Genomic DNA, 14953 nt, shown 5'->3' with positions numbered 1-14953 from the left:
GCCGGCCGTCTGTCTAATCGGAGTTTTGCGGAACCCTGAAATCCACATCGTCCAGAGACTCCGACAGGAAGTCCAGGAAGGTTCGGATGGCCGGCAGCAAGCCCCGGCGAGTCGGGAAGACGGCGTGGAAAATACCGCCGCGTGGTCGCCACTCCGGTAACACGCTGACCAGACGGCCCTCGATCAAGTCGCGCCCGCCAACAATCATCGGCATCTTGACGGCGCCGAGGCCAGACAGCGCCGCTTCCCGGAGGGTAAACACATCGTCGGTGACCAATCGGGGCTGATGATGAATCTGAACCGACGCGCCTTCAGGGCCGTCCAGGCACCAGACGTGCTGGCCATTCCATTGCTCAAAATCGATACTTGGCAGGCGCGCCAGATCCTCTGGCGTCGTTGGCCTGGGGTGATGCTCGAAAACGGAGGGCGCCGCCATCAGGCACTGTGGACTCTGGCTCAATACCTTCATCGTCAATCCGCTGTCCTCCAGCGGTGGATAGCGCACCCGAAGGGCCAGATCGTAGCCTTCCTTGATCACATCCACACGCCGGCTGGTGGCATCCAGTTCAATATTCACTTCCGGATAGCGCGTCATGAACCGAACCACCAGGGGCGCCACCAGGAAATAGATCAATCCCGGAGGGCAGCTCATCCGGATGCACCCCTTGGGTTCGGACCGGGACCGATCGATGACTTCCTGGGCGGCCTCCGCTTCCACCAGCATCGCCTGACAGTGGCGATAGTATTCCTTGCCCAGCTCCGTAACGGTAAAAACCCGAGTTGACCGGTTGATCAGACGTGTATCCAGGCGATGTTCCAGTGCCGCGATACGGCGACTGAGCTTTGATTTCGGTAGCCCCAAAGCGCGTCCCGCCGGCGCGAAGCCTCCATGTTCCACCACTTTGACGAAGTAGTAGAGATCGTTCAGGTCCTGCATATATCGCCGTCCTATCTATGGAACGCTGAGTATAAGTTTTAATGCCTACTCAGCCCAGTCGTCGAGGTCTATCGTGGTTTGGACGATGTTTCCCACGACACAACGGAGGGGCCGATGAAACAGGTCAAGACCATCTACAGTCCGCCGCAGGGCCATTGGGTTGGCAACGGCTTTCCAGTGCGTTCGCTCCTCTCCTACAACCGCATGGGGGCAGAGAATATTTCCCCATTCCTGCTGCTGGACTACGCCGGGCCGGCCACGTTTTCCCGTGGTCACGAGCGCCGAGGTGTCGGGCCGCATCCGCATCGCGGTTTTGAGACGGTGACGCTGGTCTATGCGGGCGAACTGGAGCACCGCGATTCGTCGGGCGCCGGTGGATTTATCGGCGCGGGCGACGTCCAGTGGATGACGGCAGGTGCCGGCATCGTGCATGAAGAGTTCCACTCCAGCGCGTTTACCGAGCAGGGCGGGACCCTGGAGATGGTTCAGCTCTGGGTCAATCTGCCGGCCCAGCACAAAAGCACGCCTGCGGCCTATCAAACGCTCTTGCATGACGAGATCCCAGTTGTATCGCTGGCCGGCGAAAACGCACAGCTTCGCGTGATTGCAGGTGACTTCCAGGGACATCGAGGGCCCGCGAAGACGTTCACTCCCATCAATGTCTGGGACCTGGTCATTCAGCCCGGAAACCACATCGAGCTGGACGTACCGGAAGGGCATACCGCGCTGATTGTCGCCCTGAAAGGAACGATTCAGATCAACGGAGCAGATGTCTTGCGAGACGCTGAACTGGCGTGCCTGGAACGCTCCGGCTCGGGACTGACCCTCGAGGCCAACAACGAGGCGCACGTGCTTCTGCTCAGTGGCGAGCCCATCGATGAGCCGGTAGTCGGGCAGGGGCCATTCGTCATGACGTCACACCGAGAGATCCAGCAAGCCATTTCCGACTTCCAAAGCGGGAAATTCGGTGAGCTGCGCCATTAGGCCCAGGGCCTGATGGCGACCCATGCCGGTCAAACGACCGGCCAACAACATAATCAGGAAAACAAGGAGATAAATGATGGCCTTTACATACAAGCGACTGGATAAAGACGATGTGGCCCTGTTGATGGTTGACCATCAGGCGGGGTTGCTTTCCCTGGTGAGGGATTTTTCCCCGGACGACTTCAAGAACAACGTGCTGGCGCTGGCCGACATCGCCAAGTTTTTTGGTATCCCCACCATTTTGACCACCAGCTTCGAAGACGGCCCGAATGGTCCGATGGTGCCCGAGATCAAAGAGGCGTTCCCCGATGCGCCGTATTTCCCGCGGCCCGGTCAGATCAATGCCTGGGATAACGAGGATTTCGTCAACGCCGTGAAAGCAACGGGGAAGAAACAGCTGTTGATTGCTGGTGTCGTAACCGATGTCTGTGTTGCATTCCCGACGCTGTCTGCTATTGAAGAAGGGTACGATGTGTTTGTCGTCACCGATGCCTCGGGCACGTTCAACAGCGTCACCCGCGACGCGGCCTGGAGCCGTATGGAAGCCGCCGGCGCACAGATGATGAACTGGTTCAGCGTCGCCGGCGAACTGCATCGGGACTGGCGCAATGACATCGAAGGCTTTGGAGGCATTCTGGCGAGCCATCTGCCGCATTATGCGAATCTCATGCAGAGCTTCGCTTCGCAGCAGAAGTAGCCCGCTCGCGGTAACGCCCACACGGACCGTGGGCGTGTTCGTCAGAATGACAACAGAAACAAACCGTTAAGAGGTGACAAGATGAGCCTGAAACTGCAGATCATCATTTGCAGCACGCGTCCGGGACGGGTTGGGCCGGCCGTTGCGAAATGGTTTTATGAGTGGGCGGAAAAACAACAGCTCTTCCAATGCGAACTCGTCGATCTGGCGGATTTCAAGCTGCCGGTCTACGACGAGCCCAATCACCCCAAGATGCAAAAATACGAACACGACCACACCAAGGCCTGGTCCCAAAGCGTTGCCAAGGCGGATGCCTACATCTTCGTACTCCCTGAATACAATTTCTGCCCACCGCCTTCGTTCACCAATGCACTGGATTACGTGTATTCCGAGTGGAACTACAAACCCGCAGGCTTCGTCAGCTACGGCGGCGTGTCCGGCGGTTTACGGTCAGCCCAGTTGGCCAAGCAATGGGTAACGGCGGTCAAGATGATGCCGATGTTTGAAGGGGTGATGGTTCAGATGCCGTGGACACTCATTGATGACAACGGTCGCTTCCAACCGGAAAAGCCTCATGAGGAGTCGGCCGAAGTGCTGCTCAAGGAACTGTTGAAGTGGGCGGAGGCATTGAAGCCGATGCGTAGCAGTGAGTAGTGAAGAAAACTTCTTCTGGTCAAAACGAGTATGAGCTAGATGGTATCCGGGCATACGGCTCCCAGGTTTCCGCGGAGTTGGGTTATCAACCCACAATACACAGACTGATACCGGCGATGACCACAGCGGTCGGGACGGCTAGCGGGATTAGCTGCGATGTATCGGTGGCTGTGGCGGTGAACGAAAGGCGTCCGATGGAGACGAGTTTCAATCCGCTGGAAATGCTGGGGCTTGGGTGCTCAAATTTTATCTCGAGTTGGACGACCACACAAAGTACTAAATATCTAGAACCGCATATCAGCTACTTGCCCACCAAATTCCACGCAAAGTGCTAAATAAACTTTAAGTAGATTCTAGAATAGGCGGCCTATTCGAGTTTCCACACAAAGTGCTAAATTCGTCGTCCACCGCAGGAGCCGGATTTTTCCAACTCTGGGTGGACCTAATACGGGGTCAGGGGCACCTGGTTTCCACCCAAAGTGCTAAACAAACTTAAAGTAAATTCTAGAATGGCGAGCTGATTTCAGTTTCCACACAAAGTACTGAATTCGCGGTCCAGCTTGGGGGCCGGATTTTTCCATTTCTGGACCTAATTCCTGGGTAGGGTCAGCAGCAAGCGCTAAAAAGAGGCCGGGCCCCTAAGTTGGCGCAGCCGGTTCCAAATCTATAAAATTTCAGAACGGTAAACATCGATGGTTCTGTGGTATTGGCTTGGAGATGCACCAATATGCCTGCGGAAAAAACGAGTGAAATGCCCCTGACTTGAGAAGCCCAGAGAATCCGAAAGATTGCCCAGCGTGCATGAGCGATTTGCTGAGAGCCACTGAAATGCCAGTTGCATCTTTCCAATATTGGCAAGCATTTGTGGTGTCATGCCTGTCGTCTTCTTAAACAGGGAGAAAAATTGTGCCCGGGACAACCCACACTGGCGTGCGATAGTCTCCATATCAAGGTCACCTTGGGGACTCTCCAGGATAAGTTCTTTAGCCTTTCGAATTCGGGCGTCAAGGAAACAGCCTTCAGGATAGACTCTCAAACGCGACAAATGACGCCAATCTGAGTGCCCGTCTATGATGCTGATCATCAGATCGAAGAGTATATCCTCCAGTCTTTCAGGGGATATGGTCTCGAAGGATAAAACCTCCGAAATCAACAGATCTGCCTTGGCGCGAAGGTGAGGCGTGAGCTGAATACTTGGCTGGGTAAAAAAATCAGGGCGACCGCTCAGTGCCAGGATTTGCTTGTGAGATGCGAGCCAGTTTGGATCAATGTAAAGTGCCAGAATAACTGTGTCGCTGGCACCCTTCTGATGATCGTAAAAATGCGGTTCCCATGCATTGATCAACACGGCCGTTTGGTCTGTCAGCGGTTGCTGCGTGTTTCGGACCGAAAAAAAAGTGTCCCCTCCTGACGCTTTGAGGAGAACGTGGCATTCTGAGTGGGCATGCGGCACCAGCGACTCATCCATGCCGAGCAACGCGACCCGCCCGAATGCTCCATGAAGAATCCTAAGAGCACTTGACATTGCTATTAGACCTTAACGGTTGGAGTCTCTCGACTTTACCACCTCATATGACGACTGTATTCTAACAATTTGCAATAGTTCTCCTGCCCGCATCAGAAGGGCCACGATTGCGCAGCCCTTTTGATGCAATTATGGAAACTATCCAGCCATACCTCGATCAGGCCGAATTCCTAGCGGGTGCCTGCTCAGAAAGCAACAACGAAACAAGAATCCCGAAAACCAGTGCCCAGAACGGGGAACTGATACCCAAAAGGCTAATACCGCTCATTGCGACTAACAGTGCAACCATCGCACCGATTTGATGCCCGGCCGCTTTCGAAAAGGCCTGCTGAAAAGCAGCTATCAGAACTCCAATCATCGCAAGGCCGGCGACTGCCCCTATCAAAGCCTTGGGCAGGGCAAGGATGAAGGGAACGGCCGCTCCGGCAAATAGCCCGAAGGCGCAAAATAGAACACCATTGACCACGGTTGCACCATAACGTTTACTTTTGTCGTCACCCGCCTGCTCCGATGAGCAAATGGCGGTCATTGGCCCCGCAATATTGGCGTTGTGACCACCGATTACCCCTGCAACGATGCCACCAATGCCGCTGATAGTGGTCATTGCGTTAACCGGCGGCTTATAGCCTTCAGCCATCAGAACACCCGTCGCCTGTGCGTTTTCCGCACCAATCACCAGAGCGGCTAGTGGAATGGCAATGGCCAGTAATCCGTTCAGCGTGAAGGTTGGCATGGTTATTTCAGGAGCAACAAACGCGATATCCACGTCGGCGGGCTGCACGGAGCCCGTGGCAAGCGCAATGCCAAATCCAACAATAGCCGCTGTCAGCACTGGAGGAATGGCTTTCGTTAAACGCGCGGAGGCGAAGAAGGCAACGGCTGCGGCACCAGCAATCAGTGGCATGCTCTCTACAGCTTGCACCGCACCTGTACCGAACCGGATCAGGGCACCGGCAATCATTGCCATCACAATTGGCATGGGGAGCCAGCTCATAATACGACCGACTACACCGCTGACACCTAATAACAACACAATGGCACCGCTCATGATGAACGCGCCAACTGCTTCCGTAAACGGAATGGTAGCAAGCGCGCCGATCATGATGGCTGCGCCCGGAATCGAGTATGCCCCGGTGATGGGCTGACGATAGCGAAGCGCCATGATCAGACTGATCAGGCCACCAATAAAGTAGATAGCGAGCAGCCAGGCGACAGTCTGACCGCTGCTAAGATTGCCTGCCTCGGCGGCACTTATAACAATCAGCGCGGGTCCAGAGCAGCCAAACAGTGCGGCCACCACGCCAGCGCTGACTGACTTGACGTTCAGGGATTGTAGAAGGCTTCTGAACCAGGGTTCAGCCGCGCCGGTAGTGGACGATATATCTTGGGTTTTGAACGCTTGTTCTTGCATAACCTGTCTCTCATTGTTGTTGGATGTCAGGTATTACAGTGGGTGAATTTGTACCTATTGGCCCCGGAATTCGGGTTTCCGTTTTTCGTGAAATGCTTCTACCCCTTCACGAAAATCATCTGAAGTACGCAGTCGGCTGTAGCAATGCCCCTCCATTTCAATAGCTACCGACAAGGACGCGTCTTCGTTATCGTTAATCATTCTTTTGGCCGTACGCTGCGCGAGAGGGGAAAAGAACAGCAGTTCCTTCACGAGGGCGTCAGTGGCATTCTCCAATTCAGCATCGGCCACGCAGTCGGTCACAAACCCCCACTCCAATGCTTTTGGGCCGCTGATTCGCCTGGCCCGCATGACCATATCCTTGGTGCGCGTAATACCGATGGTCTTCTGCAGGCGTGCAGAGCCGCCGGAACCCGGAATCTGGCCCAGCTTCTGCTCAGGCAAGGCATAGAGGGCCGTGTCTGAGGCAATACGGAAATCACAGGCGAGCGACAGTTCAAAACCCACCCCGAAGGTATAACCACGGTTGGCGGCGATGACCGGTTTACTGCAGCGGGCGGGCGCCGCAACATTGTCGGCAAGTTTCGAGACATGTTCGGGAGACGCTTCCAGGAAACCTTTGATGTTTCCACCACTTGAGAAATGCTCGCCGATGCTCCGCAATACTATGATCCGAATCTCTGGCAGCCGGTCGAGTGCTTCAAAAACCGTGCGGATCTCATCCCGCTGGCTCATTTCGATGACGTTCAGGGGAGGGCGGTTAAGCACGATATCTGCACGCCCTTCGGCGGGATCCAGGTGGACCTCAAAACCATTGAAGTCGGAGGCCAGAAAGCCCTTGAGTTCATTCATGTTCATAATAAAGTGTCCTATAGTGATTACTGGCGGTTGGTGGATGATTCATCGTGCTCCCGCAGGACTCGACGCAGTATCTTGCCAACAGGCGATTTGGGAATTTCATCAACGAAGACGTAGCGACGGGGTCGCTTGAAGCGGGTGAGTTCGCGTTCAATGCAGTGGCGGTCGAGTTCTTTCTCGTCAATGCTTGTGCGAGGTTTGATGAATGCCGTGATGAGGTTGCCCCAGCGCTCGTCGGGAAGACCGACTACAACAACCTCTTCTACTTGAGGGTGCAGGGAAAGAACGTCTTCGATCTCGACCGGGCTGACGTTCTCTCCTCCAGTGATGATCAGATCATCCACTCTACCGGTGACAAAAAGGTCTCCTTCAGCGTCGAAATATCCGGTATCGCTGGTGAAGTACCAGCCGTTTCTCAGCGCCTTCTGATCTGCATCCGGTCGCTGCCAGTAACCCTGGAATGCCTCGTCACCATTCATATCGGCGATGATCTCGCCTTCCTCACCAGTGGGCACTTCCTCATCTGGTGTTTCAGCCCCGTTACGAACCACCCGGATACGCTGATTTAGGGCTGCGCGGCCGGAAGAACCTGGCTTTCGGCTAGCATTCTGGTCAATGGTAAAGGTGTAGATTTCGGAACTGCCGTAATGATTGACAAAAAGGCTGGGACTGAAGGCTTCCTTTACACGTGCGATCAGTCCGGCACTCATCGGTGCGCCGGCATAGCCAAGTTTATCGACGCTGTGAACACGCTCTGGTGAGAAATCAGGATGCTCGATTAACATGTGATAAAGCGTCGGCACCAGGTAGAGATTGCTAACCTGCTCCTTTTCGATCGCCTCAAGCGTTGCCCTGGGATCGAATTTCGGCATGCAAACAAATTTGCCATCAACCAAGGCCATGGAGAGCATTGAGCGCACTCCCATGGTGTGGTAGAGAGGCATGACTCCCAAAGTACATTCATCGTGCCGATACAGGTTTTGCGCTACATGCGCCAGCGCCGCGGCCCGCTCGGCACGATGCATCCGAGGTACCCCCTTGGGTTTACCGCTGGTTCCTGAGGTGTACAGCATCAACGAGATATCATCAGGTCCGGCCCTTACGACTGTCTCCCCCTGATGGCCCAGCAGACTGTCAAAATCGTGACTGTCCGGATCGCCGGCCAGCCCGGCAGTGATGCGGACAAGTGATTGTGCCGCAGGGGACGTTCTGACGGCTTCGCTTGCTGATTCGTCGTAGGCAATAACCCGTGCAGCGGTGTCAGCAATGAAGAACTCAAGATCCTGGGCTGTCGAACGCCAATTGACCGGCGTAACAATAATGCCCGAAAACTGACAGGCCCAATGCAGCGTTGCCATTTGCCAGCGATTCTGCATGACAACCAGCAGGCGGTCGCCCTTTCCGAGACCGAATTCCTCGAGGGCGCGTGCAACGCTCTGGATATCGTTAAACCACGTCTCGTAGCTTTTATGGAGTGTCCCGTCTGCTACCGCATTGGCACGGGGCCGACGTTCCACGGAGGCTAGGAAACTTCGACCAAGGTCAAACATTGTTGTTCTCCTGTTCTTCGATGGTTGGTCCTGAAATTTCGCGGCTACGCGTTTCAGCGACATCGAGGACGGCGTTGACGATGCCGGTATAACCGGTACATCGGCAAAGGTGACCCGACAGCATTTCGCGTACCTGCGCTTCGGAGGGATTCGGAACTTTGGCCAGGAACTCAGTGCTGGACATAAGGATGCCCGCCGTACAAAAACCACATTGCAGCGCATGATGTTTGCGAAATGCCTGTTGGAGATCGTTCAGAGTTTCATCGCTGGCAAGGGACTCAACAGTCTGTAACTGCTTGCCTTCAGCCTGCACAGCCAACATCAGGCAAGAGCGACTGGCCCGGCCATCGACCAGTACGGTACAAGCACCGCAAACGCCGTGCTCGCAGCCCACTCGTGTACCCGTCGCACCGAGTTCGTGACGCAGGAAATCACTGAGCTGTGTGCGTGGCTCGGCAAAGCCGCTGCACACGCGCCCATTGAGTGTGAAAGTCACGCGACAGCGCATATCAGCTTTGAGATGCATAGAAGTTGTCCTCTTCGGTCGAGCAATCGTTGACCAGTCGGAAGCCCAGTTCACGTACCAGATGGCGGCGGTAAATCGCCGAGGCATGGGCGTCGTCCTGTGCATTGAGGGACCAGGCAAATTCATTGAGTGACGCACGGAGCTTTTCATCGAGGGGCAGGCTGCGGCGGACCGGCCTGTCAGCAACACCGCCGACAGACAGATCAGCACGATCCCCGGATACCGATGCGGCCAGCGCCACTATTGCAAAGTCACCGTGGCGCATGGACACTTCACGGAAGCGATAACTTTCACCCTGACGCCGGAGCGGGAAACGCACTTCTGTAAGCAATTCATCCGCACGTTTTGCCGTGGTCAATACCCCTTGGAAGAATTCCTGAGCCGGCACCTGCCGCGACTTGCCCCTGCGAGATTCCAGCACTACATCACCTCCGAGTGCGGTCAAGCACAGCGGAAGTTCAGCGCTGGGATCGGCATGGGCTACAGATCCGCAAACGGTGCCCCGATTGCGGGTCTGGGCATGGCCTATCCAGGGCATGGCCTGCGCCAGGAGTGGTACCTCGTCGACGAGGGCGGGGTACTCCATCAACTCGGCCTGGGTAATCCCGGCCCCAACCGCCAGATAGTCCCGGCGACGCTGGATGTAGCGCAGGTCGTCAATGCCGGCGATGTCAATCAGCACCTTTGGCTGGGCAAAGCGCATGTTGAGTACCGCCATCAACGACTGGCCACCAGCAATAATGCGGGCGTCGTCACCAAAACTGTGCAACAACTCGCAGACCTCCCGGCGACTGCCGGGCCGGATATACTCAAATGCAGCAGGTTTCATGATGCCCCTCCCTTGCCGGTAAATAATGCCTTGACGCGCTTCCAGAGTTGCTGGAGGAACACGAAACGAGAGGGCCGACCGCCCATTCGGTGGGAGAAGCGTGAAAAAACCTGGCCTATAATCATTTTCGAGGCGCTCTGCAGCATTCGCCCTCCGACCGAGGCAATCTTTCCACCCACCGTAGCCTCGTAGTCGTATTCCAGGCGTGTTCGGTTACCGTCGAGATCTGTCAGGGCAACCCTTGCGACGGCTTCTGCGGATCCCATGGCGCTGTTTCCAGAGCCGCGTAACTGAAGACTGAATGGGGGGTTAAGCTCATAAAGGCCGACCCGGGCATCAAAGAGGGCTCGGATCATGCCTACACCCACCGTGACATCGGCCCGGTACTCATTTTCTCCGGTTAACTCAAGGCCATGGCAGCCGGGAATGATTGCCCGTAGTGTTTCCGGATCAAGAAGCGCATCGAAAACTTCACTGGGGGACCCCGGCAACTCTACAAAGTCTTTTGCCTTGAGCCGGGAGCCCCCACCCGAAATTGCTTCGGCTTCGGGCTCTCCGACCCCTTCGGGGCGGGGCGGCTCGTCGATACCCATGAGGGTACGAACCTTCGATGGAGTCAGGGGCAGTTCGATGTCGTCAATACCGAGTGCATCAGCAACGGCATTGGCGATGCAGACCGGTGTGCTCATGTTATTGCCTTCGCCCACACCTTTGGCTCCCAGGGGAGTAAACGGTGAGGGCGTCTCCATATGCAGAATAACGGGCTCTGGTACTTCCACGCTGGTGGGAATCAGGTAGTCGGCAAGGGTTCCAGACTGAAAGCTACCGTCATCGCCGTAAGAAAACTCCTCCATCAAGGCGGCCCCGAGAGCCTGGGCAAATCCGCCCCTTATCTGTCCATCCACCAGTTGCGGATTAAGCATGCGCCCCGCGTCATGAAGAGTGACGTATCGGTCAATGCGGACGGCGCCGGTAATGGAATCAATTTCCACGCCGCAATAATCAAAAATAAAGCCATAACACAGAGAACTGTTTATCAACTCATCATCTTCCGGAGCCGCCAGTTCCGGTGGGGTCCAGAATGCTGTTTCCCTCAGGCCTCCTGGCTCGCTTTCCGGTGTGGTTGCGGGCGACCAATGAGCTGAACCTGCAATTCTATGGAACGATGCTGATTGCTCTTCCGTACCTTCGACATAAATCCGGTCCGCTGCAAAACGTATCCGATCATTGGGGACGTTCCACTGCCCGGCGGCAATATTCGTCAGCCGCTCGCGAACCTTGAGCGCCGCCTTGTAGGTCGCGCCCGCCACAGCTCCAGAGAATCTGCTGGAATAGTTTCCGGAGGCAATCGACCAGGCATCCTTTCCGGTATCCAGCTCCACATTGACGTTAATGGAGGCCATCGAAACGCCCAGTGTATCTGCCACCACCTGCGCGACGACCGTCTTGTGGCCCTGCCCCTGAGGTGTGGAGGAGATATGCACACTGATACTGCCAAGTGGGTCAACGGTAATAGTTGCAGTACTGACGGCGCCGTTCTTGGGGCCTGCGCGTCGCCGCTCCTCGGGAGTAAACGCCATGGTGATATAGCCCATGTTCGAGATAGACGGCTCCACTGCTGCGGTATAGCCGATGCCGTAAAGGCGGCCGTTGCGTCTAGCGTCGTCACGGTGCTTCAGGAGCTCGTCCAGGCCGCCTTCTTTAACGCCCTTTTCCAGTCCTGCCGGATAATCGCCGGAATCCAGAAGTGCACCCGCCGCTGACCGATAGGGAAAAACGCCGCCTGGAACAAGATTGATGCGGATGACGTCAAGAGGGTCCATTTCCAATTCTTTGGCGATACGCTGCATCAGCCTTTCCAGGGGAAAATACACCTGCGGCCCCCCAAAGCCACGATTGAGACCCGTCGGGGTCTTATTGGTCATGACAATTCGATTGCGCACCGAAAGATTTTGAATGGCATAGGCGCCCGTGAGGTTTCCGTGCATCCGGTAGGTCGTGGCTGGCTCCGGAGCACGCAAGTACGCTCCACAATCATCGACCTGATCCAACCGGAGTGCGGTAATTCGGCCGTCCCGGTTGACTGCTGCCTCAAGGGAACTAACCCGATTGGTTCCCGACGATGCGCCCTGAAGATGCTCAAGACGATCTTCGACCCACTTGACCGGTGCTCCCACTTTGCGAGCTGCGAGCCCCATCATGACCACGTAGGGGAACACTCCCTGCTTAATTCCGAAGCTCCCGCCCGAGTCGGGTGGAGTGCGCAGTCGCAAGCGATTCGCCGAGACCTTAAGCGCCCGACACATCACTGAGTGAAGTGCATAGGGCCCCTGGAAATTGGCGGTAATATCAAAAGCAGAGTTGGCGGGATCGAACTGGGCGAGCACTACATAACACTCAATGGGCATGCAGGAGCTGCGAGGGAAGCGGGTCTTTATGGATATATGCCGGTCAGCCTGAGCGAAGGCAGTATCAGGATCTCCGTAACAGAACTTGCGGTCACTGACGACGTTCCCTCCCACGCCGTCATGAAGCACTTCAGAGTCAGGCTCTATGGCAAGCTCAGTGTCGACAGTAACTGGAAGCACCGCATATTCGACAGTTACCGCGCTGAGGGCATCTTCAGCCAGATAACGGTTTTCGGCGATGACAACCGCTACAGGCTCGCCAACATAACGCACCTTATCTATGGCGAGACACCAGTGCTCCATGGGTTGCCTTACTCCGACAGGGAAGGGCGATGCCCAGCGCCGGACATCCTCACCGGTCAGAACACCATGAACTCCTTCCATCGCAAGCGCCCGAGACGAATCGACGGATTTAAGCCGTGCATGTGGGTGGGGAGAGCGGACAATGGCAGCATGCAATGTTCCTGGTGGCGTCGGAACGTCATCACCATAGCACCCCAAGCCACGCAAAAGTGCTTCATCTTCAATGCGGGCTTCACGTGCTCCGATATGCTGCTTTTCTTTTTTTGTAGTTAATGGGGCCGAACTCATAATCTCCTCCAGGGCCGCAAACTCGATATAAGGGGCCAGCTTTTGGAAAGTCTATCGGGCAGCTGTAGACGAGTCGTTACCCCGGAAAACTGTTTATTGCACTGGCGTACAAGGTTTTACCCGAGAGTCTGATTTTCGCTGGAATACCCGGAAATATGACGGACAACGAGCTCCAGAATGTGTGAAGATCGGAGCTGTCCCGTTTCAGATGATGGAAGAGGCTGCCATGACATCCTTGGAAAACCTGATCCCACATTTCATCAGTTTCCGGGAAGCTGGCCAGCTGGTTGCTTTGGTAACGCTAATCGGCAACACCGGTTCTTCACCGCGACCACCTGGAAGTCAGATGGTGGTGTCAGAAGATGGCCACTCAGTAGGCTACCTGACTGGTGGCTGCGCCGAATCGGTTATCATCTCCGAGGCAATTGCAGCTATCAGAGCTCAGAAAAATCGGCAGATTCGCCTGGGGGTAGGCTCTCCTTATATGGATATTCGGCTGCCCTGCGGTGCGGGGATCGATATCTATATAGATGTGGGTGTGTGTGATGAAGAGGCTCAGCAGATCAGCCAGTCCCTGGAATCCAGACTGCCAATCGTGCTGGACACCTGCCTGAATACCGGCAACCACCAGGTATTCATGACGCCGCCCCCTTGTGTGCAAAATGGCGTATTCAGGCGTTGGTACCTACCTCGTCGTCGCCTGCTGATCGCAGGGGTAGGCCCGAATACCGAGGCACTCACCAGTCTTGGCACAGCCGCAGATTACGAAGTGAGTGTGCTGTCCCCGGATCGCAGAACCCTGAATGCCAGCATATGCGCAGGTGCAGATTCAAAGGCTCTGACCAGCCCGGCAGTTGTTCACCTACCTGCAACTGACGCTTGGACAGCTGCCGTCCTGTTGTTTCATGAGCATGAATGGGAATCGGCTATCCTCAAACAATTACTGAGGTCAGACTGTTTCTACATTGGCGCATTGGGAAGCCGAAAAACCCATGACCAGCGCATTACTGAGCTCAAGACCGAGGGGTTCGGGAACGAGACCGACAGGATTCATGGGCCGGTGGGGATGAATATAGGCGCTATAACTGCGCCTGAAATTGCGATTTCCATTCTTGCAGAGGTTACATTGGCGTATCGAAATGCTGGGTCGTTGTCTCTTGAAACTTCAACGTCGACTTATCGACCCTGCAAAAGTAAAAATCCAAATAATGGCATAGAGTTGGCCTGAATCTGCAGTATTGTATTGACCGCAAATCTCACAGTTTCTTCTCAAAGCAATACTGCAGTCGGTTTCGTGCTGACCACTTGAGCCTGGCCTGAACCAGCACGGCGTTTCGTCTTGGGTAGCGGTGCTTCGGGATAACGCTTGATAGCTGGGCGAACTGTTCGGGCGTGAGCACGAATGCTCTTGGTGCAGCGAAGGAATGGAATGCGAGGAGAGGGTGGATGACCACTCAAAATACTTAATCAATCTAAGCAATAATCAACACGTTTCGAAACAAATTCGACATAAAAAGCCGACGATGCGGACGCATCGCCGGAAGTCCGACCTTTATCTGGACTTATCCTTGTGCAGTTGACGCTGCAAAGCAATACTGCGCATAATGTATATTATGTTAAATACGATATTTGGATAGAAACCCATACCAACCTCCGGTGGACGACCACAGAAACTGCTAAAGAAACTTGATAGAAAGCACTAAAATTTCACAGAAAGCCCTAAACCTGTCGTCCAACCATGTATCTGCATGAATTTACGAATAAAAAAGGTCATCATCTGTGACTAGACACGGATGATGACCCTTCAAAAAAAGTCGATTAAAGGGCTAAAGCTCAGGTTTGCTCCGGTTGCGCCAGTGTGCCCTCTTGCTCCTCAGTAACCGGTACATGCACATCGCCTTTGTTGTTGTTTCGATGGCTAGACCGAGCGACGTAAGAAGCATGGACAGCGATGCGAGAATCGCTACAGCAGCTCCCAGAAGT

General features: G+C 55.1%; 12 protein-coding genes. 4 read left to right on the top strand and 8 right to left on the bottom strand.

The genetic code is table 11. From position 1 onward, the window contains the following. Window positions 1-13: 13 nt before the first annotated feature. Window positions 14-937, bottom strand: coding sequence for a LysR substrate-binding domain-containing protein (locus tag EB809_RS09515; RefSeq protein WP_123634571.1), 924 nt, complete (start codon window positions 935-937; stop codon window positions 14-16). A gap of 114 nt (window positions 938-1051) precedes the next feature. Between EB809_RS09515 and EB809_RS09510 the strand changes: the two genes are divergently transcribed. From EB809_RS09510 to EB809_RS09500, 3 genes are all read left to right on the top strand, one after another. Next, window positions 1052-1921, top strand: coding sequence for a pirin family protein (locus EB809_RS09510; RefSeq protein ID WP_123634570.1), 870 nt, complete (start codon window positions 1052-1054; stop codon window positions 1919-1921). Window positions 1922-1997: 76 nt separating this feature from the next. Then, entirely contained in the window at window positions 1998-2618 is a 621-nt protein-coding gene (gene ycaC, locus EB809_RS09505) for an isochorismate family cysteine hydrolase YcaC (RefSeq protein ID WP_123634600.1), read from the top strand. A gap of 81 nt (window positions 2619-2699) precedes the next feature. Next, the gene (locus tag EB809_RS09500; protein WP_123634569.1) at window positions 2700-3272 is read left to right on the top strand and encodes an NADPH-dependent FMN reductase; all 573 of its coding nucleotides are present in this window, start codon (window positions 2700-2702) and stop codon (window positions 3270-3272) included. Between the two features lie 664 nt (window positions 3273-3936). Here the strand turns inward: EB809_RS09500 and EB809_RS09495 are convergent. From EB809_RS09495 to EB809_RS09465, 7 genes are all read right to left on the bottom strand, one after another. Then, window positions 3937-4797 carry a helix-turn-helix transcriptional regulator gene (locus EB809_RS09495; RefSeq protein WP_123634568.1) on the bottom strand — a complete coding sequence of 287 codons (861 nt, stop codon included), beginning with the start codon at window positions 4795-4797 and terminating at the stop codon, window positions 3937-3939. Between the two features lie 157 nt (window positions 4798-4954). Next, window positions 4955-6208, bottom strand: a complete 1254-nt coding sequence (locus tag EB809_RS09490) for a benzoate/H(+) symporter BenE family transporter (protein WP_123634567.1) — start codon at window positions 6206-6208, stop codon at window positions 4955-4957. 54 nt (window positions 6209-6262) lie between these two features. After that, window positions 6263-7066: an enoyl-CoA hydratase/isomerase family protein gene (locus tag EB809_RS09485; RefSeq protein ID WP_123634566.1), complete on the bottom strand. Its 804-nt coding sequence runs from the start codon at window positions 7064-7066 to the stop codon at window positions 6263-6265. 20 nt (window positions 7067-7086) lie between these two features. Continuing rightward, a complete protein-coding gene (locus tag EB809_RS09480) occupies window positions 7087-8616 on the bottom strand; it encodes an AMP-binding protein (RefSeq protein ID WP_123634565.1) in 1530 nt (509 codons plus the stop codon). Further along, window positions 8609-9142 carry a (2Fe-2S)-binding protein gene (locus EB809_RS09475; RefSeq protein WP_123634564.1) on the bottom strand — a complete coding sequence of 178 codons (534 nt, stop codon included), beginning with the start codon at window positions 9140-9142 and terminating at the stop codon, window positions 8609-8611. The genes EB809_RS09480 and EB809_RS09475 overlap by 8 nt, the downstream gene beginning before the upstream one ends. Continuing rightward, complete coding sequence (locus EB809_RS09470; RefSeq protein ID WP_123634563.1) at window positions 9126-9971, bottom strand: FAD binding domain-containing protein; 846 nt, start codon at window positions 9969-9971, stop codon at window positions 9126-9128. Before EB809_RS09470 ends, EB809_RS09475 begins: the two co-directional genes overlap by 17 nt. Continuing rightward, window positions 9968-12970, bottom strand: a complete 3003-nt coding sequence (locus EB809_RS09465) for a xanthine dehydrogenase family protein molybdopterin-binding subunit (RefSeq protein ID WP_123634562.1) — start codon at window positions 12968-12970, stop codon at window positions 9968-9970. The genes EB809_RS09470 and EB809_RS09465 overlap by 4 nt, the downstream gene beginning before the upstream one ends. 226 nt (window positions 12971-13196) lie before the next feature. Between EB809_RS09465 and EB809_RS09460 the strand changes: the two genes are divergently transcribed. Then, window positions 13197-14198, top strand: a complete 1002-nt coding sequence (locus EB809_RS09460; protein WP_190294862.1) for an XdhC family protein — start codon at window positions 13197-13199, stop codon at window positions 14196-14198. Window positions 14199-14953 lie beyond the last annotated feature (755 nt).

The sequence above is a fragment of the Marinobacter sp. R17 genome, assembly GCF_003789045.1.
In the GTDB taxonomy this organism is placed as follows: Bacteria; Pseudomonadota; Gammaproteobacteria; order Pseudomonadales; family Oleiphilaceae; genus Marinobacter_A; species Marinobacter_A mangrovi.
The sequence above is the reverse complement of the archived record's forward strand: the minus strand, read 5'-3'. Positions and strand labels throughout refer to the sequence as shown.

What these genes read in the sequence shown, in the direction of transcription:
- EB809_RS09515 (WP_123634571.1), bottom strand. Translation starts at nt 937, where the DNA reads ATGCAGGACCTGAACGATCTCTACTACTTCGTCAAAGTGGTGGAACAT.
- EB809_RS09510 (WP_123634570.1), top strand. Translation starts at nt 1,052, where the DNA reads ATGAAACAGGTCAAGACCATCTACAGTCCGCCGCAGGGCCATTGGGTT.
- ycaC (WP_123634600.1), top strand. Translation starts at nt 1,998, where the DNA reads ATGGCCTTTACATACAAGCGACTGGATAAAGACGATGTGGCCCTGTTG.
- EB809_RS09500 (WP_123634569.1), top strand. Translation starts at nt 2,700, where the DNA reads ATGAGCCTGAAACTGCAGATCATCATTTGCAGCACGCGTCCGGGACGG.
- EB809_RS09495 (WP_123634568.1), bottom strand. Translation starts at nt 4,797, where the DNA reads ATGTCAAGTGCTCTTAGGATTCTTCATGGAGCATTCGGGCGGGTCGCG.
- EB809_RS09490 (WP_123634567.1), bottom strand. Translation starts at nt 6,208, where the DNA reads ATGCAAGAACAAGCGTTCAAAACCCAAGATATATCGTCCACTACCGGC.
- EB809_RS09485 (WP_123634566.1), bottom strand. Translation starts at nt 7,066, where the DNA reads ATGAACATGAATGAACTCAAGGGCTTTCTGGCCTCCGACTTCAATGGT.
- EB809_RS09480 (WP_123634565.1), bottom strand. Translation starts at nt 8,616, where the DNA reads ATGTTTGACCTTGGTCGAAGTTTCCTAGCCTCCGTGGAACGTCGGCCC.
- EB809_RS09475 (WP_123634564.1), bottom strand. Translation starts at nt 9,142, where the DNA reads ATGCATCTCAAAGCTGATATGCGCTGTCGCGTGACTTTCACACTCAAT.
- EB809_RS09470 (WP_123634563.1), bottom strand. Translation starts at nt 9,971, where the DNA reads ATGAAACCTGCTGCATTTGAGTATATCCGGCCCGGCAGTCGCCGGGAG.
- EB809_RS09465 (WP_123634562.1), bottom strand. Translation starts at nt 12,970, where the DNA reads ATGAGTTCGGCCCCATTAACTACAAAAAAAGAAAAGCAGCATATCGGA.
- EB809_RS09460 (WP_190294862.1), top strand. Translation starts at nt 13,197, where the DNA reads ATGACATCCTTGGAAAACCTGATCCCACATTTCATCAGTTTCCGGGAA.